General features: G+C 41.5%; 22 protein-coding genes. 6 read left to right on the top strand and 16 right to left on the bottom strand.

Annotation, left to right across the window (positions count from 1 at the left end; all coding sequences use genetic code 11):
* Nucleotides 1-12: 12 nt before the first annotated feature.
* The 3 genes from upp to trxA all read right to left on the bottom strand — a co-directional run bounded on the left by upp (nt 13) and on the right by trxA (nt 2,219).
* Complete coding sequence (gene upp / locus SJY45_RS06930; RefSeq protein WP_400073783.1) at nt 13-666, bottom strand: uracil phosphoribosyltransferase; 654 nt, start codon at nt 664-666, stop codon at nt 13-15.
* Nucleotides 667-889: 223 nt separating this feature from the next.
* Entirely contained in the window at nt 890-1,888 is a 999-nt protein-coding gene (locus tag SJY45_RS06935) for a DUF3365 domain-containing protein (protein ID WP_400073784.1), read from the bottom strand.
* 31 nt (nt 1,889-1,919) lie between these two features.
* Nucleotides 1,920-2,219, bottom strand: coding sequence for a thioredoxin (gene trxA / locus SJY45_RS06940; RefSeq protein ID WP_215439575.1), 300 nt, complete (start codon nt 2,217-2,219; stop codon nt 1,920-1,922).
* A 208-nt stretch (nt 2,220-2,427) separates the two neighbouring features.
* On the opposite strand from trxA, the gene SJY45_RS06945 reads away from it, so the two are divergent.
* From SJY45_RS06945 to SJY45_RS06960, 4 genes are all read left to right on the top strand, one after another.
* Nucleotides 2,428-3,063: a hypothetical protein gene (locus SJY45_RS06945; RefSeq protein ID WP_400073785.1), complete on the top strand. Its 636-nt coding sequence runs from the start codon at nt 2,428-2,430 to the stop codon at nt 3,061-3,063.
* A gap of 94 nt (nt 3,064-3,157) precedes the next feature.
* Nucleotides 3,158-3,586: a DUF1801 domain-containing protein gene (locus SJY45_RS06950; RefSeq protein WP_400073786.1), complete on the top strand. Its 429-nt coding sequence runs from the start codon at nt 3,158-3,160 to the stop codon at nt 3,584-3,586.
* Nucleotides 3,587-3,592: 6 nt separating this feature from the next.
* The gene (locus SJY45_RS06955; protein ID WP_400073787.1) at nt 3,593-4,168 is read left to right on the top strand and encodes a YdeI family protein; all 576 of its coding nucleotides are present in this window, start codon (nt 3,593-3,595) and stop codon (nt 4,166-4,168) included.
* A gap of 60 nt (nt 4,169-4,228) precedes the next feature.
* Nucleotides 4,229-5,656 carry a nucleoside hydrolase-like domain-containing protein gene (locus SJY45_RS06960; RefSeq protein ID WP_400073788.1) on the top strand — a complete coding sequence of 476 codons (1,428 nt, stop codon included), beginning with the start codon at nt 4,229-4,231 and terminating at the stop codon, nt 5,654-5,656.
* Here the strand turns inward: SJY45_RS06960 and SJY45_RS06965 are convergent.
* The 12 genes from SJY45_RS06965 to SJY45_RS07020 form a co-directional block, all read right to left on the bottom strand.
* Nucleotides 5,637-6,494, bottom strand: coding sequence for a fumarylacetoacetate hydrolase family protein (locus SJY45_RS06965; RefSeq protein WP_400073789.1), 858 nt, complete (start codon nt 6,492-6,494; stop codon nt 5,637-5,639). The genes SJY45_RS06960 and SJY45_RS06965 overlap by 20 nt on opposite strands.
* A 53-nt stretch (nt 6,495-6,547) precedes the next feature.
* Nucleotides 6,548-7,324 (bottom strand): SDR family NAD(P)-dependent oxidoreductase, encoded by a 777-nt coding sequence (locus SJY45_RS06970; RefSeq protein WP_400073790.1) that lies wholly within the window; start codon nt 7,322-7,324, stop codon nt 6,548-6,550.
* Nucleotides 7,325-7,331: 7 nt separating this feature from the next.
* On the bottom strand, nt 7,332-8,657 hold the full coding sequence (locus SJY45_RS06975) for an L-fuconate dehydratase (protein ID WP_400073791.1): 1,326 nt from the start codon (nt 8,655-8,657) through the stop codon (nt 7,332-7,334).
* 197 nt (nt 8,658-8,854) lie between these two features.
* Entirely contained in the window at nt 8,855-10,471 is a 1,617-nt protein-coding gene (locus tag SJY45_RS06980; protein WP_400073792.1) for an arylsulfatase, read from the bottom strand.
* A gap of 263 nt (nt 10,472-10,734) precedes the next feature.
* Complete coding sequence (locus SJY45_RS06985) at nt 10,735-11,604, bottom strand: AraC family transcriptional regulator (protein WP_400073793.1); 870 nt, start codon at nt 11,602-11,604, stop codon at nt 10,735-10,737.
* A gap of 24 nt (nt 11,605-11,628) precedes the next feature.
* Nucleotides 11,629-13,104: a sulfatase-like hydrolase/transferase gene (locus SJY45_RS06990; RefSeq protein ID WP_400073794.1), complete on the bottom strand. Its 1,476-nt coding sequence runs from the start codon at nt 13,102-13,104 to the stop codon at nt 11,629-11,631.
* A 34-nt stretch (nt 13,105-13,138) separates the two neighbouring features.
* On the bottom strand, nt 13,139-13,903 hold the full coding sequence (locus tag SJY45_RS06995) for an SDR family oxidoreductase (protein ID WP_215440172.1): 765 nt from the start codon (nt 13,901-13,903) through the stop codon (nt 13,139-13,141).
* 32 nt (nt 13,904-13,935) lie between these two features.
* Complete coding sequence (gene kduI, locus SJY45_RS07000; protein WP_400073795.1) at nt 13,936-14,766, bottom strand: 5-dehydro-4-deoxy-D-glucuronate isomerase; 831 nt, start codon at nt 14,764-14,766, stop codon at nt 13,936-13,938.
* Between the two features lie 19 nt (nt 14,767-14,785).
* A complete protein-coding gene (locus SJY45_RS07005) occupies nt 14,786-16,099 on the bottom strand; it encodes a sugar porter family MFS transporter (RefSeq protein ID WP_400073796.1) in 1,314 nt (437 codons plus the stop codon).
* Nucleotides 16,100-16,104: 5 nt separating this feature from the next.
* Nucleotides 16,105-17,313 (bottom strand): DUF4861 domain-containing protein, encoded by a 1,209-nt coding sequence (locus tag SJY45_RS07010; protein WP_400073797.1) that lies wholly within the window; start codon nt 17,311-17,313, stop codon nt 16,105-16,107.
* A gap of 15 nt (nt 17,314-17,328) precedes the next feature.
* Nucleotides 17,329-18,087, bottom strand: a complete 759-nt coding sequence (locus tag SJY45_RS07015) for a DUF6250 domain-containing protein (RefSeq protein ID WP_400073798.1) — start codon at nt 18,085-18,087, stop codon at nt 17,329-17,331.
* Between the two features lie 99 nt (nt 18,088-18,186).
* Nucleotides 18,187-18,606, bottom strand: coding sequence for a hypothetical protein (locus tag SJY45_RS07020; RefSeq protein WP_400073799.1), 420 nt, complete (start codon nt 18,604-18,606; stop codon nt 18,187-18,189).
* Between the two features lie 154 nt (nt 18,607-18,760).
* On the opposite strand from SJY45_RS07020, the gene SJY45_RS07025 reads away from it, so the two are divergent.
* Complete coding sequence (locus SJY45_RS07025) at nt 18,761-19,672, top strand: exopolyphosphatase (RefSeq protein ID WP_400073800.1); 912 nt, start codon at nt 18,761-18,763, stop codon at nt 19,670-19,672.
* A gap of 21 nt (nt 19,673-19,693) precedes the next feature.
* Here SJY45_RS07025 and SJY45_RS07030 read toward each other — a convergent pair whose 3' ends face one another.
* The gene (locus tag SJY45_RS07030) at nt 19,694-20,740 is read right to left on the bottom strand and encodes a GntR family transcriptional regulator (RefSeq protein WP_400073801.1); all 1,047 of its coding nucleotides are present in this window, start codon (nt 20,738-20,740) and stop codon (nt 19,694-19,696) included.
* A 178-nt stretch (nt 20,741-20,918) separates the two neighbouring features.
* On the opposite strand from SJY45_RS07030, the gene SJY45_RS07035 reads away from it, so the two are divergent.
* Nucleotides 20,919-23,024 (top strand): bifunctional aldolase/short-chain dehydrogenase, encoded by a 2,106-nt coding sequence (locus SJY45_RS07035; protein WP_400073802.1) that lies wholly within the window; start codon nt 20,919-20,921, stop codon nt 23,022-23,024.
* The last annotated feature ends 220 nt before the right edge of the window (nt 23,025-23,244 follow it).

A 23,244-nucleotide genomic window follows, 5' to 3' on the forward strand; every position in this document is an offset into this window, starting at 1 on the left:
TTATGGGCAGCCCTAAAGCTTAGCCCCATAGGCCAAATCGCCCGCATCACCTATTCCAGGAATAATATAACCACGTGCATTCAATTCCGGGTCTATAGCCGAAATCCACAATTGGGTGTTTTCAGGGAACACCTTTTGCACATGGTCTACCCCTTCTTTTGCCCCAATAACAGAAACAATATGTATCTGCGCCGGTGTACCATGATTTTTAAGTGCTTTTAGCACATTTTCCAAAGTTCTGCCCGTTGCCAACATAGGATCGGCAAGTACCAACACTTTACCTTCTAAAGAAGGTGCCGCAAAATAGTTCACGATTACCTCAAACTCATCTTGGTCTCCTTCATGGTGTCTATATGCCGATATAAAGGCATTCTCAGCCCCATCAAAGTAATTCAACATTCCTTGGTGTAATGGTAATCCTGCACGTAAAATAGAGCATAGAACCAATTGGTCTGTGGGCAATTGCATTTCTTTCGCGCCCAATGGGGTGATAACATTACTTTTATAAAAGTGCAAGGATTTACTCATTTCATAGCTGAGTATCTCCCCTATACGTTCAATATTTCGTCTAAAACGCATGGTATCCTTTTGCAAGTCCACATCCCTTATTTCTGAAATAAACTTGTTCATGAGCGAATTGTGTTCACCTAGATTATGGACTGTCATACTTTGTGTTTTATTGATATTGAGAAATCTATTTTAACAAAGGTATCCTACTTTTTTAATAATCTCAAAAAGTAGGATTAAATCGTCCTAGAAGAATTTAAACCAAATAAAAAAGGGCATTGCCATGCAACACCCTCTTTCCAACCATCTAATTAATACTTGCTAAAAAACCTTTATCGATTCCCCAATTCAACTCAGGTATTATTTAGCTAAATAGATATTGTTATTTGTCCGTATAAAACTCTATACTCCACATGCCCCTTACTTGATTTACATCATAGCCAAGTGCCATATCATTAGGATACAATTTGTTCAATGCTGTCATAGTCTCTGGCATTACTTGCGTATTAGGTGTTCCATGACATTGTAAACAAAGTGCATTGGTTACAATTGGGTAATAAAAAGACACCTCTCCATCTTCTGTCTCAACAACAGGCGAAATTTCATCACCAGATGCCAACACTTCTTTAAACCAGTTTATATATTCCAATTCCTTTGGAGTAGCTTTATTTTTAGGATTTCTTAGTTTGTCCGAAACTCTATTAATAGCAGCATTTTTCATCAATGAAACGCTATCCGTAATTTGTATAGCCTTAAGATTACAAAACCCAATGGCCCCAACGGTTCCTTTTTCCTGAATAGCTTTTGTAAGGCTTTGACCTAGTGCTTTTTTAGCTTCTTTTGCATAGGCCATGCCAATGGCTCCATACACTTTTTCCGCTCCTGGGTTTTCATAACAATTGCAATCTTCTAAATCTGCTCCTGCCTTGTGCGAAGATTTAAAATGTTCATCAAATCCTTCAGGTCGTTCTAATTCATTATTGTAAATGTAATCTGCTACCTGCGTCAAAGCATCCTCACGATTGGGCAAATATGGCATAGGCCCAAACTCTCTGTGTGCGGCAGGTATCTTGGTTTCTGTCTCGGGATCATTTATCCACTTAATCAGAGCTTCCGTAAATTCCTGTTGAGAAACGGTAGAATCTATATAATACCTTTTAATTGCTTCCATGGGAGGCGCAAACCTATCCGCCACTTTTGCTTTTGGATCATGACATAGGTAACATTCCCGCTCCATAATTACCTTCCCTGGGTGCGGTTCTTGAGTTTCAACGCTCTGCGTTTCTTCAATATTTTGAGCAGATTCAATTTTAACCTTCTTCGTTTCTTTACAACCAGTTAAGAAAATAATGATCAATAGAAAAATAGAGTACTTTTTCATTTTTGGTTGAATTAGATAAAATTAAATCGCATTAAGAATTCGACTTTACAATTTGTACAATGTCATTTTTTTGCAAAACACCTGATTGTCTCCATACTTGTTTTCCGTTTTTAAACAAAATCATTGTGGGTACGCCCCGAACATTATATGTGCCTGCCAGCGGTTGGTTCTTATCCACATCAATCTTTACTATCTTAACATCTTCTCCCAGCTCATCCTTGACCTGTTTTAAAATTGGCGCCAACATTTTACAAGGGCCGCACCAATCAGCAAAAAAATCTACTAATACCGGAGTGTCCGAATCTATTATGTTTTTGAAACTGCTTTTCATCTTTTTTAATTTCGATTCATAAAATTACTTAAATAATACCTCTATTTAACTGACTTTTATCATAGTTTACATAATTTAAACTTGTTATTTTTATCCAATTACAGAACGGGAAAGAGTATATAATCTAAGTCGATTTTAAATAGATTACTTTACGCTTAACACCTTAAAAAAACAACCTCTAATTATCCCTTAAAAGTTGTAGATAAACATGAAAAAAATAGCCCCATTATTGTTGCTACTGTGTCTTGGTTGTTCCTCTGCTAGTTTGGTGGAAAATTGGAAAAATCCGGATATTGTTCTGTTCGATGCTCAGAAAGTACTTATTGTAGGTATGACTCAAAACCAAAATGCAAGAGAAAGTTTTGAGGCCAAATTACAAAAGGAATTTACCAAAAGAAATGTTGAGGCCATGCAGAGCTTGGATGTCTTTGATGTTTCTTTTACCAACTCCAAAAAATCCGAAAAGGAACTTGATGCCGTAGAGCAAAGTCTTTTGGACAAAGATTTTGACGCCATACTATTTACCAAAATCACCGGTTCCGAAAATCGGGAAAGTTTTTTGAGCGCTATTTCAAAATTGGATAACTACAAGGGTAGATTTAACGATGATTATCTGGAAAATCAAGATATATCCTACGACGATAATTACTACGATGATTTTAATATTTACCATGCCGAGACTACCCTCTACTGTATTTGTGAAGGCAAGGACCGATCTATGATTTGGCGAGGAAGTATTGATATCTCCGACCCAAAGAATATTGAAAAAGCCGTGGACGACTATATTCAATTGGTCGTTACTGCAATGGAAGAGCAAGATTTAATTTTTAGGAAAGACGAATAGACCACAACGGTTTAATCTCCTCTCTATATCTATCACTTGGCATTGCCAAAACGGATTCTATTGGTTACATTTATCTACGTAACCAACTCTATCCATGCAAGACTTACAGTTAGATATCAATCCAGCGGTGGAATCTGTATTCGCCGGTTATCCGGATTATGTGCGCCCTCAGATGACAGCTTTACGAAAACTGGTCATAGACACCGCCAAAGCAACGGAAGGTATAGCCCAATTAGAGGAAACCCTAAAATGGGGAGAACCCAGTTACCTGACCAAAATAGGCAGCACCCTTCGCATAGATTGGAAAGCCAAATCCCCAGACCAATATGCGCTCTATTTTAAATGCACCAGTAGATTGGTAGAAACCTTTAAGACCGTATTTAAAGACACTTTTGAGTATGAAGGGAAGAGAGCTATAGTTTTTAAACTGAATAGTGAACTTCCCACAGAAGAACTTACTTACTGCATTAAATCTGCCTTAACCTATCATAAAGTAAAACATTTACCTACCCTTGGTATTTAATGAGGTATGGAAGAAACCGAAATCTATTGCCCAGCAAACCAACAGGAATGGCGGAAATGGTTAGAAAAAAACCATCAGCAAAAAAACTCCGTTTGGTTGGTTATCCACAAAAAGAATACAGCAAATACCAATCTATCCTGGAGCCAAGCAGTAGACCATGCTCTCTGTTTTGGTTGGATAGATAGCACAAAACGAACTATTGATGCAGAGCGGTACAAACAATACTTGTGCAAGCGAAAAGCCGTAAGCAACTGGTCTAAAATCAATAAAGAGAAAGTAACATCTCTCACCAAAAAAGGTCTTATAACCCAAGCTGGCTACAAAAGTATAGCTATAGCAAAAGCCAATGGTTCATGGACTATGTTGGACACTGTGGAGGCCTTGGAAATACCAGCTGACCTCGCCGAAGAATTAAAAAAAAGAAAAGGTGCTACAGAATTCTTTGTAGCACTGAGCAAGTCCGGAAAAAAACAGCTTCTATATTGGGTAATTTCCGCCAAAAGAAAAGAGACCCGGCAAAAACGTATTCAAGAAATCGCGGAGAACGCCGGTAAAAACCAAAAACCGAAGCAATTCTTGTAAAAGAAAAATTGCTACTTTTAAAAGCTTAGTGATTTTCCCCTACCAATAAAATACTCCGTCATGAAAAAACTCTTTTTCCTACTTTTATTTACGCTGAACTTTAGTGTTCTTATAGCACAAGAAACTTCTAAAAAGAGCAGGGTAATCATCCTTACGGATATTGAGGCTGACCCGGACGACACACAATCATTGGTGCGTTTACTCCTGTACGCCAACGAAATAGACATAAAAGGTATAGTAGCCACTACTTCTTGTTGGCTTAAAAATTCCGTACATCCGGAATCAATAAACAAAGTGCTTTCCGCTTATGCAGAAGTGCAGCACAACCTTGAATTACATCATCCGGATTTCCCAAAACCGGAAGATTTATTTCCATTGGTAAAATCCGGTCTACCTGTTTATGGGATGTTAGGTGTTGGAAAGGATAAAGATTCCGAAGGTTCTGATTGGATCATTAAAACACTTGAAGAGAAAGATGAGCGCCCTTTGTGGATTTCTGTTTGGGGAGGTGCCAATACCTTGGCTCAAGCTTTGTTCAAAATAAAGAACACCAAAACCAAGGAAGAACAAAAACGACTCATTTCCAAGTTACGGGTCTACACCATTTCCGACCAAGATGATAGCGGCATTTGGATCAGGGATAAATTTCAAGACCTCTTTTATATCGTAAGCCCAGGTGACGATTATGGTACAGCCACTTGGAATGGTATAAATAGCTTTATTAAGGGTATTGACAATACCGAAATTAGTAACTCTTGGATTTCTGAAAACATACAACAAGGACATGGTCCGCTTGGGGCCTTATACCCTGATGTTGCATGGGGAGTTGAAGGTGACACCCCAGCTTTCCTATCTCTTATCCCTAACGGATTAAACGCCCCTGAACATCCTAATTGGGGTGGTTGGGGCGGTAGGTATGAATTTCTAAGACCTACTTTTTCCGGTCGGAAGAAAGGGAATTCCGGTGTACCCTTTGAAGTTGAAACTAGGGCAATTTGGACCAATACAGAAGATAGTTTCTCTCCTTATTTAGCAAAAGATTACGGTAGAAATGTAGAATTAGACAGCACCGTTTTTAAAGGTGATAAAGTATCTCTATGGCGATGGAGAGATGATTTTCAAAATGATTTCGCAGCCCGAATGGATTGGTGCACCCTACCATTTTCCGAAGCCAATCACGCTCCGGTAATCGCTTTAAAACATGCTGACCGAATTACGGTGAAATCGGGAAAAGGCATAACACTTGATGCCTTTGACTCTACTGACCCGGACGGAGATAGCCTAAGCTTTCTTTGGTTTGATTACCCCGAGGCGGGCACGTATAAAAAACCATTAAAAATAGGAGGAACCGAAAATGCCCATTTAGTTTCCTTTGCTGCCCCAAAGGTAGAAAAAGAAATGACCGTTCATATGATTTTAAAAGTAACGGATAAAGGCACACCTGCATTATCTAGTTATAAAAGGATTATTATAACTGTAAAGCCCTAACATGCTGTTTAGAGCTGCCCAGACCTTCAATTCCTAACTCTACAACATCTCCTTCTTTAAGGTATTTAGGTGGATTAAAACCTAGACCTACACCTGATGGTGTTCCCGTAGAAATAATATCGCCGGGCAATAAGGTCATGTATTGACTGATATAACTTACCACTTCCTGTACATTGAAAATAAAATCGGAGGTGTTGCTATCTTGAAGCGTTTCTCCGTTCAGCTTTAACCATAGATCAAGATTATTAGGATTCTCGATTTCGTCGGCAGTGGCAATAAACGGACCTATAGGCGCAAAAGTATCACACCCTTTTCCCTTGCACCATTGTCCTTCTTTCTCTATTTGGAAGGCACGTTCGCTGTAGTCATTGTGCAGTACATAGCCGGCCACATGGTCCAAAGCATCCTTTTCCTCAACATAAGAGGCTTTTTTTCCGATGACAATGGCCAGTTCTACTTCCCAGTCGGTTTTTTCACTGTTCTTCGGAATGATCACATCATCATTTGGACCAACAATGGCAGAGGTTGATTTAAAGAAAAGAACCGGTTCCTTTGGGATAGCCATTCCGCTTTCGGCGGCGTGTTTAGCATAATTTAAGCCCACACACACAATTTTTGAGGGGCGTACCAAAGGGGAACCTAAACGTACATTATTAGGGACCTCTGGACAGTTTTTTTCATTTTCACTCAACCAATTGCTTAGTTTTTCAATGCCATCACCTCCAAAAAAATCTTCGTTATAGTCCGATACAAATCCGGAAACATCCAAGCGTGTGCCGTTATCCAATTGAACTCCGGGTTTTTCATTCCCTATACTTCCAAATCTTATTAATTTCATATGTATGCTGGTATTTTATTAGGTCTCTTTATTTATTTTTAATTGCAGTTGTACTACGAACCGTTTAGTGTAACAAACCCTCCATCTATTGGAAAATTGGTTCCCGTAATAAACGAAGCTTCTTCTGAGCATAGGTATACCGCTAAATTTGCGACTTCTTCTGGTTTTCCCATTCTACCAATAGGTTGAGTTTTGGATAATTTTTCAAAAATCTCCTTCTCTCTACCTGGGTAATTTTTATTGATGAAACCATCTACAAACGGCGTGTGCACTCTTCCAGGAGAAATACAATTACATCTAATTCCATCTTCCAAATAATCTTTGGCCACAGAATAGGTCATTGTTAAAACGGCACCCTTGGTCATGGAGTAAGCAAATCTATCGTTGATTCCTACCGATGATGCAATGGAAGCCATATTTATAATTACACCTCCAGTTTCCTTCAAATAACCTATACCGGCGTGCATACAATTATAAACCCCTTTGATGTTCACATCATATAAGCGATCTAAATCTTCCTCTCCACAATTTTCTAAATTCCCAATATGAGCAATACCCGCATTGTTTATAAGAATGTCAATTGGTTTTTCAGCAGTTATGGCTTCAAATGCCGTACGAACTTCTTTCCGCACCGCTACATTACAACCGTAGGTATGGGCCTTACCTCCCATATTCTCAATTAGCATTGCAGTTTCCTTTGCGTTTTCCTTGTTCATTTCCAGAATATGAAGAATTGCACCTTGCTCTGCCAGTGCCAAGCAAATGGCCCTACCAATACCGCTACCTCCACCGGTAACCACTGCCAATTTATCTTTTAAACTAAACTTCATAAATAATCTATGCTATTGTAGTTAATTCCTTTTCCCAGTAACTCCCCTTAGGAAAGCTATATTCCGCTAGGGATTCCGGCTTCATAGTTATACTATAACCTGCCATGTTTGGCGGCATGTAAGCTCCATTTTTAATCACTACCGGATCAAAAAAATGTTCGTGTAAATGGTCTACAAACTCAATAATACGATTTTCCAAAGAACCGCTTATAGCAATATAGTCGATCATTGACAAATGCTGCACATATTCACAGAGTCCCACTCCCCCAGCATGCGGACAAACCGGAATATTAAATTTTGCCGCCATGAATAAAATGGCCAATATTTCATTGACGCCCCCTACCCTACAACTATCTATCTGGCATATTTCTATGGCATTGGCCTGCATTAACTGTTTGAACATGACCCTGTTTTGGCAGTGTTCTCCCGTAGCTACTTTAATTGGCGCTACCGCCTTGGCTATCTTGGCATGACCTAAAATATCATCAGGACTTGTAGGTTCCTCAATCCAATACGGGTTGAATTTTTTCAGTTCGGCCATATTCTCAATAGCTTCATCTACATCCCATTTTTGATTCGCATCCATCATCAACCGAAGATTATCACCAATTTCTTCACGAATAATCGCGGCACGGCGCATATCATCTTGCAAATCCGAACCTACCTTTATTTTCATATGGTCAAAGCCTGCTGCTTTTGCCTCTCTACAAAGCCTGCGCATCTTATCATCCGAATAGCCCAACCATCCTGCAGAAGTTGTATAAGCAGGGTAACCATCTTGCTTTAATTTGGCTATGCGTTCTTGTTTGGTGCTTTCTTTATCCTTTAACATCGCCAAGGCCTCTTCTGGCGTAACCGCATCTGTTATGTACGTAAAGTCTACACAACGTACCAACTCTTCGGGTGTCATATCCGCCAATAATTTCCATAAAGGTTTGCCTTCCGCTTTGGCATACAAATCCCAAACAGCATTTACCATGGCGCCGGTTGCCAAGTGAATTACACCCTTTTCAGGACCCAACCATCTCAACTGACTATCGCCTGTAATCATTTTCCAAAAGGCGCCCATATCCGCTGTAAAGCTTTCTAGGGTTTTGCCAATAACAAGAGGAGCTAAAGATTGGATGGCTGCAGCACATAATTCATTACCCCTACCAATGGTAAATGTTAATCCGTGCCCTTCTAGTGCGCTGTCCGAATCGGTCTTTAAAATCACATAGGCCGCAGAATAATCCGGGTCAGGATTCATAGCATCAGAGCCGTCTAGAGACTTACTTGTTGGAAAACGGACATCTTTAATCTCGAGCCCCGTAATTGTTATCTTACTTGACATAAATTCTATATTAACAATACAAAATTAAATCCTCACTTTCTTCAAAACCACCATATAATCTACCTATAGTGATACTTTTTTTGCCTGAACGTTTATATGTCTAATTTTTATACCTATTATCTATCGAAAATAGACGCCCCACTTTCTTTTACTGGTCTTAAATGGTCTTGTAGTTTACCTATTTATCCTATTTTGAGTTATGACTTTATCCAATCAGGCATGTCCCAACCTTCTTTTACATAAGATTGAGGAGTACCTGTTGTAGTCCTACCCTCTTCAATAATTTTGGCGATTTTCTGAATAAGTCTTTTTACTACGTCCTGATTTTTAAAATAAAGGTTTGTTGTTTCTCCTGGGTCCTCTTCCATATTGTACAGCTCATATATAGCTTCACCTTCCTTGGGCTCAATAAATTTAGGGTTCAGAGAACCGCCAGAACCCCGAAACATGTTGAGTTTCCACTTCCCATCCCTTATTGCAAAATGCCCGGAAGCGGAATGATGAATTACTGCTCCCCTTACCGACTTATCATAACGCTCCCCTCGTAATATGGGTAACAAACTATAACTATCTTCTCCCGTATTATCAGGAAGTTCTACTCCAACAATGTCGGCAATAGTAGCCAAATAATCGGTCTGGCAAACGGGCACATCAGACTTTGACCCAGCTTGTATACCGTTGGGCCAACGCATAAGAAAAGGAACCCGATGACCTCCTTCATAAATATCGCGCTTTCCTCCTTTAAAATTAAGGCTGCTATAGTGTCCATATTTTTCTCGCTGATAGACGTAGTTGGTCTCTGCCCCATTATCCGATGAAAAAATAACCAAAGTATTGTCTTCAATTCCATTTGCCTTTAATGCCTCAAGTATTTGACCGATTCTATAATCGGTTTCTTCCATAAAATCGCCATAATTTCCACAATTACTCTGTCCTTGAAAATCAGGATGCGTACAATGTGGTAAATGCGGACTAGTTAATGGCAAATACAAAAAGAACGGTTTACCAGCTTTGGCCTCTGTTGCAGATTCGCTAATATAATCAACCGCTTTATCAGCAAATGTTTTTAATACCAGCTCATCGTTAAATGAGGGAGCTACTTCTACCCAGCCACTGGTACCCTCTTTACGCGTACTTCTAAAAGGAGGTGTCATTCTATACCCTTTTGGATTAATGGTATCACTAAACGTTCTAGGGTTCTTGTCCGCTTTCTTTTTCGTCCATAATACAGGAGGGTCTAACACCTTATCATTTTCCAAGTAGGTTAAAACGCCGTAATTCATAGAGGCTGGAATACCAAAATAATAATCAAATCCCTTCTCGATAGGTCCGTCTGTAAAGGGTTTTGACCAATCACGGTTTTTTCCCAAGCTCCCTTCAAATTCCATTTGAAGATGCCACTTTCCAATCATAGCGGTTTTATAGCCGTTTTCTTGAAGTAAAGAAGCAATTGTCATCCTATCCTTTTTAATCAAACAAGTCCCATCAGCTCCAAGAACCCCTTTTTTCAAAGAGGTTCTCCAACTATAACGTCCAGTAAGCAAAGAGTATCTAGAAGGTGTACATACCGCATCACTACTATGTCCATCCGTAAAGATGATACCTTCATTGGCCAATTTATCCATATTAGGCGTTCGGAATTTAGCATTTGGATTAAGCGCGCTTAAATCTCCATAACCTTGATCATCTGTATAAACAATAATGATATTGGGTTTTTGGATGTTCTGAGTACCCATGGATAATGAGAAAAGTAGAATACCCATTAAAAAGACTTTTGCTCCAGATAGAAAATATTCAAATGGATGTATACTCATTTTTAAAATTTTAAGTAAAATATTCTGCACCTTTCCTGATGCAACCATACCTGTAGACATCGAGCAGTCAGATTTTTGAAAAAAATCAATATAGACCTAGCTTAAGAATAGGGAATACCTATTAAACGAACGACTAGAGTACTTTAACCGACAAGATGTTTCTTGCTGATATTCCAATACGGATAAAACTAATAATCTCTTATGTGGCCAACTACCAAAAAAAACACTATTCCTAATACTTTTTTAGCATGAAATGGTATTTTCTAGTCATTTGAAGTATGATATTTTAAATATGCAGATGGAGCCATACCATGAATAACTTTAAACTGCCTATTAAAATTGGAGATGTTATTAAAACCGGATAAGTATGCTATAGAGGTGATGCTTTCTTTATTTTCTAGAAGTAGCCTTGAAGCATAACCTACCTTTATCTCATTGAGGTATCTAGTAAAAGGTTTTTTATGGACTTTCTTAAAAAACCGACTAAATGCCGATTTATTCATACCGGTCATTTTTGCTACATCACTGGCACTGATGCCATCATTAAAGTTTTCAAATACGTACGCATATATTTTATCCATCCGGAGATTATCCGCCTTCTGAAAAGCGGTTACAAAACTTGTACTTGACAAAAGTTGATAGCTTTCGTGCTTTGATAAATCCGATAAAATTTCAATGGTCTTAAAAACTCTGGTAGTTGAATCATATTCTATAAGATTTGTGATTCTTTTTACCAGCTCTCTGCTCAAATCCATGAACTTGACTCCTCTATCCGCCCTCATCAAAAGATTAGAAACCTGTTTCATTTCGGGTATTTCAAAAAATCCTTTTCCTAAAAAATCCCTAGTGAAATGAATGGCGAAAGCCTCAGCTTCTAACGTGCTTTCCGGTTGAAAATAGATTTCATCATTCAACCACATGTGTGGGACATTTTTACCAATGAGCACTACTTCCCCTTCCTGAAATTTTTCAATACTATCTCCTATAAAACGTGTTCCAGAACTTTTTAGAATTACTACCAATTCAATCTCAGGGTGATAATGCCAAACTCTTAAAAAATTAGGGTACTGATTATGACTGACCGAAAATGACCGGTCTGCTACAGATGCCCTATTTAATAATTGAAGTTTCATGTACCACTAATTAATACAAATAGATTATTTCGTTTGCTGGTCCCATAATCTATAAGGGTCGTCATGTGATTCCATTTCTGCCAATAATAAGGCCTCCATTTCTGCTTGTTTATCCGCATATTTAGGATTATCTGCCAAATTAGTTAGCATTTCACCTTCTTTGTTATGTTCTTTTATGTATTCATTCGGGTTTTCAGCCAAATTAAATAGTTGTGTTTCGCGCACTGCACCTTCCATTACATCATACTTGATTAATTTCCAGTCGTCCTTTTTCACCGTACGCATGCCTGGTTTTGTTCCTCCACAATATACTCCGTACAACACATCCCTAACAGTTTCTTTTTCACCTTCCAAAACAGGCTTAAAGCTTGTTCCTTCTACCGTTTCTGGAATCTCTATACCTGCCAAATCACATAACGTAGGCAAGACATCTAATAAATAAACATTCCCTTTTGTACGCTTACCTGATGGAAGTCCTGGGCCTTTAATAATCATGGGGACACGCCATGTATGCTCATATAAGTTTTGTTTTCCCATAAGCCCGTGTCTTCCTATAGACATTCCATGATCGGAAGTGTAAACGATATAAGTGTTGTTCAACTCACCCATAGCTTCCAATTTCTTGAGCACTTTGCCTAGCTGAATATCTATATTTTCGGAACAGGCATATTCCCTGCCCAACTCATTTCTAACGGTCTGCTCATCTCTGTTTTTCCAAACGCCACTCACCCGTTCTTCATCACGAAGCTCTGGGTGACCATGAAAAAAAGGATGTGCTTCTAAATAATTAGCTTGAAGTGGTGGCTGTTTATCATTAGCAAGAGGAAGACTATTTTTATCCGTATGATTGACCGCCCCATATTTCTCCAATAATTCTGGAGTACCGTCTCGAGTATCATGTGGGTGGGAAAATCCGAAATAAATGAAAAAGGGATTTTCTTCTTTATCTCTCTCTCGATCCCCCAAATATTCCAAAACTTGTTTGGAGTGCCAAGCACTTCCGGTATCTTCCGTTCCACCTCTTTTTGTGGCATCATGAACAACCGTAAACTGCTCGTTGGCCCCAGGATATGAGTTCCCTTTTTTACAGGTTCTCATAGTGTTGTAACCTGCCCTATTAAAAACAGCCCCAATGGTCTGTTTATCCAATTCATGTGGAGCCGTATTCTTTTGAAATTCTGCACTGGGTGGCAAATGCCACAGGGTTCGCCCCGTCATAATCATATGCCGAGATGGCGTGCACACCGCACCATTCATTGAGCCCATATGGTGAGCAGTTTCTATAACCGTGCCCTCGGAGGCTAGTTTTGAAATAACAGGAGTTTCTAATTTGGACTTTGGATCATACACCTGCAAATCAAAAGGTGATTGATCATCCACCAAAACAAAAAGAAAGTTTGGCCGCTTTTTAGGCTCTGTTTTTTTTTCTTCGCTTTTACATGACGATAAAATAATCACCATAGAGAAAACCCACAAAAAACTCCTGCTATTCATTTTCATGCTGCACTATATTTGAAAAAGATACTGTTTAAAATTATCTGCCCATCCATCCGCCGTCTACCAGCATTACGGTTCCGGTCATATAATTAGAAGCCTCCGAAGCCAAGAAAACAATGGGTCCCTTAAAGTCTTCCGGTTCTCCCCATCGCCCTGCAGGAATTCTTCCAAGGATGGATTTACTACGGTCTTCATCATTTCTCAAAGCTTCTGTATTATCCGTAGAAATATATCCCGGAGCAATGGCATTGACCTGTACGCCTTTGGATGCCCATTCGTTGGACAAGGCCATGGTTAACTGACCTATAGCTCCTTTTGAAGCAGCATATCCCGGTACGGTAATTCCGCCTTGGAACGTCAATAAAGAGGCCGTGAAAATAATTTTTCCCCTTCCTGCCTTTACCATTTCCTTGCCTATTTCCCTAGACAGGATGAACTGGGCATTTTGGTTCACTTCTATGACTTTGTCCCAATACTCATCTGTGTGTTCGGCAGCAGGCTGTCTTAAAATAGTGCCTGCATTGTTCACCAAAATATCAATTTTAGGGTTTTCACTTTTCACTTTTTCAATGAAAGCGTACAACGCTTTTCTATCACTAAAATCGCATTGATAGGCTTTAAAGTTTTTATTCAATTCGGTTATTCGTTTCTCAATTTTAGAACCGGAAAGTTCCAAACTTGCGGAGACACCAATAATATCCGCACCCGCTTCGGCCAATGCCTCTGCCATAGCAAAACCAATACCTCGTTTACAACCGGTTACTAAAGCCGTTTTTCCTTTTAAATTGAACTTGTTCAATATCATATTCGTTCGTCCTTGTATTTATTATAATTTTAAAGCACCCCCTGTAAAGGCTCCCCATCCATATCAGTAAAGGCTTTGTTCTCTCCTGCCATTCCCCAGATAAACCGGTAGTTGCTAGTACCTGAACCGGAATGAATAGACCACGGTGGTGAAACTACTGCTTCAAAATTTTTCATGGCAATATGGCGAGTTTCCTGCGGTTGTCCCATGTAGTGCATTACAATGTTGTCTCCGGGAATATCAAAATAAAAGTAGACTTCCATTCTACGCTCGTGGGTATGTGGTGGAAAGGTGTTCCAAACACTACCTTTTTTTAGCTCGGTATACCCCATGACCAATTGGCAACTTTGAATCCCGTCTTCATGAATGTACTGGTACAAGGTTCTTTCGTTACTAGTTTCCACTGCTCCTAGCTCTACGATATTAGCGTCTGACTGTGTCGCTTTTTTAGTTGGATACTCCTTATGTGCCGGAGCGGAATTCAAATAGAATTTAGCCGGAGCGGAACCATCCGCACTTGCAAAAATTATCTCTTTTGATCCTTTACCTACGTACAATGCCTCTAAGTTTCCTAGCTCAAACACTTCACCATCTACGGTTACGGTACCTTTTCCTCCAACATTAATGATTCCCAATTCTCTTCGTTCCAAAAAATAACTGGCTTTCAATTCGTCATAAGTTGGTAGTGTAAGGCTCTTAGACATTGGGAAAGCCGTTCCGTACATAAAGCGATCGTAATGCGTATAGATCATTTTAATGGCATCTTCGCCCATTAGGTCGGAACTATGGAACTCTTTTCTGATTCTCTGTGTGTCGTAAAATTTGGCATCATAGGGATGCACGGCATATTTAACTTCCATTCTATATTTTTTGATTTAATTATTTTGTTATCATTTTTTGAAGTTCTTCCAAAGTCTTTCCTTTGGTTTCGGGCATCATGAATATGACGAACAATAGCTGTAATACCATCATTCCGCTAAAAAAGAAAAACACAATACCAGGGTTATCAAAACTACCCATGGCTATAGGCATAAATAGGGTTATTAAAGCCGCCAACACCCAGTGTGTGGAACTTCCAAAAGACTGCCCTTGTGCACGTAAATTGGTCGGGAATATTTCGGATATAAAAACCCAAATTACAGCTCCTTGCCCTATGGCATGTGAAGCTATAAAGAGGAACAGAAAAATAGGAACCATAAGACCTTCCCATTCTAAAGCGAAAGCTACACCTACCATGGTCAATGAAATTATATAACCAATAGAGCCAATGTACATGAGTACTTTACGGCCTACTTTATCAATGAGGTAAAGCCCCAACAACGTAAAAACCAAGTTGGTTACACCAATACCAATACTGCTTAGCAAAGCGGTATTTTCTCCCAAACCGGCCGAACTGAATATTCGAGGTGCATAATAAAGAAAGGCGTTAATACCTGACAACTGATTGAAAAAAGCAATCAAAAACGCGAGCATTAACGGGAATTTATATTTCTTAACGAACAGTGTGGATTTTTCCGTTTGTTCCTCTTTTAATTGTGCTATGACCGATTCATCCAATTCGGTTCCCGTGAGTTCCAATTGAATTCTTTTTGCCGCTTCCAAATCATTTTTCTTCTCTAACAACCATCGCGGACTTTTTGGAACGCCTATCATAGCAATGGTATAGATTAAGGCAGGAAGCGCTTCTATACCAATCATCCAACGCCAAGGTTCGGACCCAAAATCTTTCAGCAAATAATTGGATACAAAAGCGATTAAAATTCCGAAAACGATATTAAATTGATACAATGCCACTAATCTACCACGGCTTTTGGCCGGTGCTATTTCAGAAACATAGGTGGGTGCGGCAACTGTTGACGCCCCTACCCCAAGACCTCCTAGAAATCGGAAAAATGAAAATAAATAAGGGTCATTTGCCAACCCTGAACCCAATGCGGAAACAAAATAGAGTATCCCAATCCAAAGAAGCGTGTTCTTTCTTCCTAATTTATCACAAGGAATGGAAGCAAAAATGGCTCCCAATACCGTACCCCATAATGCCATTGACATGATGAACGTACCATGAAAAAGGTCTGACGTACCCCATAAAGTCTGTAATTGTTGATCGGCACCTGAAATAACCACGGTATCAAAACCGAACAAGAATCCAGCTAGGGCCACAACAAAAGACGTAAAAAGTAATTTGGTTTTCATAATGTTTATTTAGTTGGTTGTATGGTTACGGTTAAGGGTTCGGCCAAAATTTGAGATTGCCTTTCCAACATGATTTCCCAGTCTTTTAAAGAACCTATTTGTCCGCTCTTATCCCAAGCAAAACCGGCATAATACGTTAGTTTTCCCTTAGGTTCAGCTATAACTAAAAGGTTACTTTGGTCTACCACGTCTGACTTATGGATAATGGCATCCTTTACGATTTTAGGGTCAATAACAATACCTTCCCCTACTTTTGAACTGTCTATGGTTTCCCAATGGCGGAACCAACCTTTTTCTTTATTTACAGCTCCTTCTCCCTTATTTTTGTGCAGGGTGATACCTACCGTGTAATTTGGAACCTCTTTATCCGAAGAAAGGCTCACATCAAACCTAGAAAAATTGGAACCTAGATCAAGTGTGATTCGTTTGGTTTCTTTTATGCCATACGGACTCCATGGCGCATAGTCCAATTCAAACACCGTACGTAACGGACCCGCGGCCAATGTTCTGGATGCCGTAAAATTATTAGAAACCAAAAGGCTATCATTTTCCCAGATACCAATACCTCCTGTTCCTCTACTACTTCCAACATGATACGGGTCATAGCCTTCACCGTGATCCTTGTGGTAAGAACCCGGGTTGGTCATATGTGCCTTGTACCATTTATTTATAATAGCCTTATCCGTACGTTTTAACCATAAATCTATTCCGCTGGAAAGTGTACTTCCAGGAACACCCGCCAATGCTTCTTTCTCCCCAGTGGGACCGTAAGTTCTAAAAGCTACTTTATCGTTCTCCCACGTATAATCGTCCGTTCTTTCCGGAACTAGACGCGAATAGGCAATAACATTACTTTCTGCAGGAGCAGTTACACTATCTACAAGAATTACATATTCGGCCGTACCGTTAGCTGGTACATGGGCCTGAAAAAGCAATTCATCATTTGTCCCGTCTTGATCATTATCTATCCATTGGGTACGCAAGTATTCTTGATCGCCTACTTTCTTGACGCGAATATTGCTTTCCGAATTATTGTCTAAAACAGCGGACAAGTCAGCAACGTTTGCGCCCACGACTTCACTCCTAGAAAAGTTAAGGTCGTTTTTTACTTCTACGGATACCGTTTTAATTTTAGTGCCAGATTCACAGGATGCCAGCAAACAGAATACTGTTAGGTACGCAAGGTTTAAAGGGTTAGTTAAGTTGATTTTCATGTTTTTCGTTTTGTGTTACTTCGCTATTTCCTCACTCTTTAGACTAAAGATTTTAAAGTTTTCTATAGTCATATGATTGTTGACCGTTCTAAAACCGAAATGTCCAGTTGTGTAGGGGTTTTGATCGTAAAAATCTATGATACGTTCACCATCTCTATAATATTGGATGATTCCATTGTAAGCTACAATTTTGATTTTGGTTTTCCTATTGGGTTTAATCAGATATTCCTTTTGAGTAAAATCATGTTCTGGTAACAAGGGCCTGTTACCATCACCCGTATACCTTCTGAAACGAGTTTTTGAATTATCATGTCCGCCAACACCCATATAATACAACCGAAGGTTATCATAATTGGAAAATTTTCCTCCCCGGTTCTCTGAATTCACGAATAAATCATTAGGATACTCCGTATCCTGTGCCATCCAAAAGCAATTGAGGTCTGACACCCGATCTTGGGGTCCCCCTTCATCAATCACATAGGCTTCGTAAGTTATCATTAATAGGCCTTCCAATTTTTTCTTTAACCAAATGGTGCAACCGGAAACATCCGTGATTTCTAGTTTTCCCTCATTTACTTGTACGGAACCTCCCGGCATTTGCTCTACCTCCCAGTTTTCCAATCCTAATTGAAAGGAATCCAAATAGGTTAAACTTGCTTTTGCCGTAAGGGTGTCATTAATTTTAACAAACTCATCTTGTGCCATGACGGACAAACACATACCCCATAAAAACACAGCTGACAACACTACCTTAATTTTTACTCTTTTACTCATAGTTCTTTATATCTTCTTCATTTTGTAATCTGGCCAACCTATATCTAACAGGTCAGCAAAATCTAGAGGCACAAAATAGAAAAAACAAGCTCTAATTCCTCACAATTTCTCCAGACTAACAAAATAAGCGCCCAAAGTGTCTTCTGTATCCAATGTAAACCAAGTCTGCAATTCTGCTTCTCCCCGCTCCAAATCTACCGTAAACTTTACGTATTCTTGAGTTGGATCTACAGGTACGGTCTTATCAAAACCCTGTACCTTTAACCTTCTACTCTTCAAAAGGGTTTCCGGGCTTACCTCTCCTACCAAATAACCGTTTTCAACACGCCAATAATTAGGATCACCTTTCCAACCGTTCAAAGTTCTTCCATCAAATATTTTTATAAAACCGCCTTTTTTTCCTAGAACTTCTAAAGTGGGTTCTCCATCAGCTTCCTGTTTTTTTTCTTTGCAAGATTGAAAACAGATGAGTAACATTAGGGGTATCATACATTGGGCAAGAAACTTTGGTATAGTCATACAGGCCGGATTTAAGAATCTCAAAATTAAATATAGATATTGGGTATACCGTCCTGTTCTATACTGTCTGGAACAGTACCTAATGATGGTTTAATCAAAAATTGAATTATCTTTTCGCCTTATAATACTTTCGCTAATATTAATTTCCATTTAAATGAAACTAGCTTCAATAGACATCGGGTCCAACGCAATACGGCTTCAAGTGGTCAAAGTTTATGAAGAAGAGGACCTAGTCAGCTTCAAAAACCTACAGCTATTACGGTTTCCTTTACGGTTGGGACACGATGTGTTCTCCCAAGGGAAAATATCGGAACCAACCAAAGAGAAGTTCATTAAACTCATGAGCACCTTTAAGCACTTGATCGACTTGTACGAAGTAGAGGGATACTATGCCGTGGCCACGTCAGCAATGCGGGAGGCCAGTAACGGTAACGAGGTTAGCGAGCTCATTCTAGACGATGTGGGCATGAAAATCAATATCATTACGGGCAAGAAAGAGGCCAGTATTCTGAACAAGGCCATAAGACCTACCCTCAAAGACCGGAAGTACGTGCATATAGATGTGGGCGGCGGTAGTACGGAGCTGAATCTTCTGGAAAGCGGTAAACTTGTTCAAAGCAAATCCTTTAAAATAGGATCAGTGCGCCAATTGGCACCAAAGGAACGCACAGACGTTTTTGCCTCTATGAAAGAGTGGGTTCGCTCCACAAGTTTCCACAAATCAAAAAACATAGTAGGGATAGGAACCGGGGGGAATATTAACCGACTTTACGGACTGGCAAACAAAGCTTCTAACATGGCCATATCCTTTGCTGAATTAAAAGCGCTTAGAGCCTATGTAAGTGAGTTTTCCTATGAACAGCGTATGTCTATTTTAAAAATGAATCCGGACCGGGCAGACGTTATTGTTCCTGCTTCCGAGATTTATCTAAGGGTACTTAAAGAAATGGGAAGCGATCAGATACTAGTGCCCAAAGTGGGGCTAAAGGACGGCCTCATCTACGAACTCTACGAACAGAAAACCCAAAAGAACCTGGACAGGATAGAATACCTGGGGTACCTCTAGACCCGCTAACGGGCATGTCTTTTATATCGAGTTCCTATCGATGAAACGGAACGGGTTCTTGACCTTCCCCTTTTTCTTGTCCATGATCATACGGGCAGCGGTCTCCCCCATGGCCTTGAAATCCGTGGAGATACAGGTAATGCCCAACAGTTGCTTCAGCGGCGTGTCGTTATAGGAGATCACCCCTATGTCGGTCCCCAGGTCGAACTCCTGGTTGCGTATCTGGTTCACCAAACTCACCAGGTCCGATTCGCTTATGGTAATGAACAGGTCGCCCTTTTTAAGGACCATATCGTCATAGATCTCGTCCAGCACCTCAAAGTCGATCCTGTGCTCCCCGCAGAACTTGCGGAACCCGTGCAGTATCCTCTTCGGGTACGGGTAGACCGATTCCTCGGGGTAGGTAATGATCAGTTTCTCGTATTTCGATATCTTCCCCAGCCCCTCCTTCAGCGCATGGTAGATATCGTTCTCGAAATCCTGGTAGATCTCTATGTAACCGCCCTTCAGTTCGGGTACGGGGTTGTCCATTATGATCAGTTTGTCCTTGGGGATACGGTCAATCGCCTTGATCGCTTCCGGGGTATGGCTGGCATGCTTCAGCTTCTCGGTCTTGAAATGCGGCATGATCACATAGTAGTCATAGGCGTTCCTGTTCTTTTCCAGAAGGTTCAGGAACAGCTCCTCCTCGCAATGGTAGATGAAAAGGCTCGTGTGCGCCGTTCCCCCTATACTCTCTATGAACGAATTGTAGATGCGCATCTTGTAGGAACTGAGCTTGTTGACCAGGAACAGGATGTTCACCTTGGATATCAGCTTGGTGCGGGCTATGTAGTACCCTTTGCCCTTTATGGAGATGATCACCTTGCGCTCCCTTAGAATACTGTAGGCCTTCTCAACGGTGTCCCGCGAGAGGAGGTACTCCTCGCTGAACCTGTTGATAGACGGGATCTTATCGTCCATCTTAAGGTTGCCCGAGGATATGTTATGGATAATGGCGTCCACGATCTGCCTGTACTTGGGCACTCGGGAGTTCTCGTCTATGTCGATGGAATTGAATATGTTCATGGGCGATGGTCTTTTCTTTATCGGTGGAACTGCCCCTTGGCGGCACAATAGTAAAGATGAAAAATTATAATCCGCCCAAAATATACATATTTATTTTTTTTGGGCCGAGCGGTACAGTACAGGACGGAAAGCTTTTCCCCATCACATAATTTTGTCCCCAAACGTAATAACCCTTCAAATGAAAAATACAGCACAACAGTTCAAGTACGTAGACCATCTTTGGGACGATAAGAAAGCCGCCGCACTGGGCGATGACCAGGTGGCCCTGTTCCTATACCGCTCCAATATCCTGGGGGCCGACCTAAGGATAACCAACTATGGCGGTGGGAACACCAGCTGCAAGACCATCGAAAAGGACCCCTTGACCGACCAGGAGGTGGAAGTGATGTGGATCAAAGGTTCCGGCGGGGACATCGGTACCCTGACCAAGGCCGGTATCGCAGGGCTCTATACCGAGAGGCTCAGGAACCTGAAGAACGTTTACGGCGGCCTGGAGGACGAGGACCGCATGGTGGGCCTTTTCAACCATTGCATCTACGACCTGGACAGCAAGGCCCCTTCCATTGATACCCCCTTGCACGGCCTGTTGCCCTTCAAGCACATAGACCACCTACACCCCGATGCCCTAATCGCGGTGGCCGCGGCAAAGGACAGCGAAAAGGTGACCAAGGAGATATGGGGCGATACCATGGGCTGGGTACCATGGCAGCGGCCGGGTTTCGACCTGGGCCTGCAACTGGAAAAATGCCTGGAGGACAACCCCGGTATCCGTGGGATAGTCCTGGGCAGCCACGGGCTTTTCACTTGGGGGGACACTTCCCATGAATGTTACATGAACAGTCTTGAGGTCATCGAAATGGCCTCCGAATATATAGAGAACAAGATCAAGGCCAACGGAAGCGTTTTCGGGGGACAAAAAATAGAGAGCCTACCAAAAGAGGAGCGTCTGGAAAAGGCCGCACAGCTTATGCCCATGTTAAGGGGACTGTGTTCTTCCCACAATAGGATGATAGGCCATTTTAACGATAGCGACGTGGTCATGGAGTACATCAACAGTAACGACCTGGAGCGGCTCGCGCCCATGGGCACCTCGTGCCCCGACCACTTTTTGAGAACCAAGATCCAGCCGTTGGTATTGAAACTGGATGCCAACGAGGACCTTTCCGATACGGAAGCCGTGCTCGCCAAGCTCCGCCCTGCCTTTGAACAGTACAGAAAGGAGTACCAAGCGTACTACGACGACCATAAACGTGCCAATAGCCCTGCCGTTAGGGATGCCAGTCCGGTGATTATCATCTATCCGGGAATAGGTATGTTCAGCTTCGCGAAGAACAAGCAGACCACCCGTGTGGCCAATGAGTTCTACGTGAACGCCATAAACGTCATGCGCGGTGCGGAAGCCATTACGGAATATACATCGTTGCCAAGACAGGAGGCCTTCGATATCGAGTACTGGTTGTTGGAAGAGGCCAAACTGCAGCGTATGCCAAAGGAGAAACCTCTGTCACGTAAAGTAGCCCTGGTCACCGGTGCGGGGGGCGGCATAGGAAAGGCCATTGCCGACAAGCTCGCCGCGGAGGGCGCAAACGTGGTACTGACCGATATTGCCGAGGACAGGCTGAAGGAAGGCGTAGCCACTTACCCAAGGGATACCGCAAGCTATGCCGTGTGCGACGTCACCAAAAGCGCATCGGTAGCCGACGCCTATAAAAAGGCATGTCTGGAGTTCGGGGGCGTGGACATCGTGGTGCACAGCGCGGGTCTCGCCATTTCAAAACCCCTACAGAACACCTCGGAAAAGGATTGGGACATACTGCAGGACGTCCTGGTAAAGGGGCAGTTCGAACTGGCCAAACAGGCCGTGGCCATCATGCGCAAACAGGACAAGGGCGGTGACTTTATAAGCATAGCCAGCAAGAACGGGCTCGTATCCGGGCCCAACAACGTGGCCTACGGAACGGCGAAGGCCGCACAGCAGCATATGGCGCGCCTATTGGCCACGGAACTGGGGGGCGACAAGATAAGGGTCAATACCGTAAACCCGGACGGGGTGATCGTGGGCAGCAAGATATGGGAAGGCGATTGGGCCGAGGGACGTGCAAAGGCCTACGGGATTACCGTTGAGGAGCTTCCCGCACATTACGCCAAACGCAACCTCCTGAACGAGATCATATACCCCAAGGATATCGCGGACGGGGTATTTGCATGCGTGGGCGTATTGAACAAGACCACAGGGAACATCATCAATGTGGACGGGGGCATGGCGAATGCCTTTGTAAGATAGATCGTTTTGAGTTAGTTTGTTTTTATTTCCATGGGCCGTACGGCCCATGGAAGTATTTTTACCAGAGTTACATATTTCACCCGTCAGATTAATTTTCAACTAGTTCCGCAGCGAGCTGAGAGCTGAAAAATGTTTATCATGTACAAGATGTGGGAAACTAAAATCTATAGTAACTTATACCCAAAAGTTGTTAGTCTCCACATACAGATAGCTCAAAAAA

This window comes from Zobellia russellii, from assembly GCF_044597075.1.
GTDB lineage: Bacteria > Bacteroidota > Bacteroidia > Flavobacteriales > Flavobacteriaceae > Zobellia > Zobellia russellii.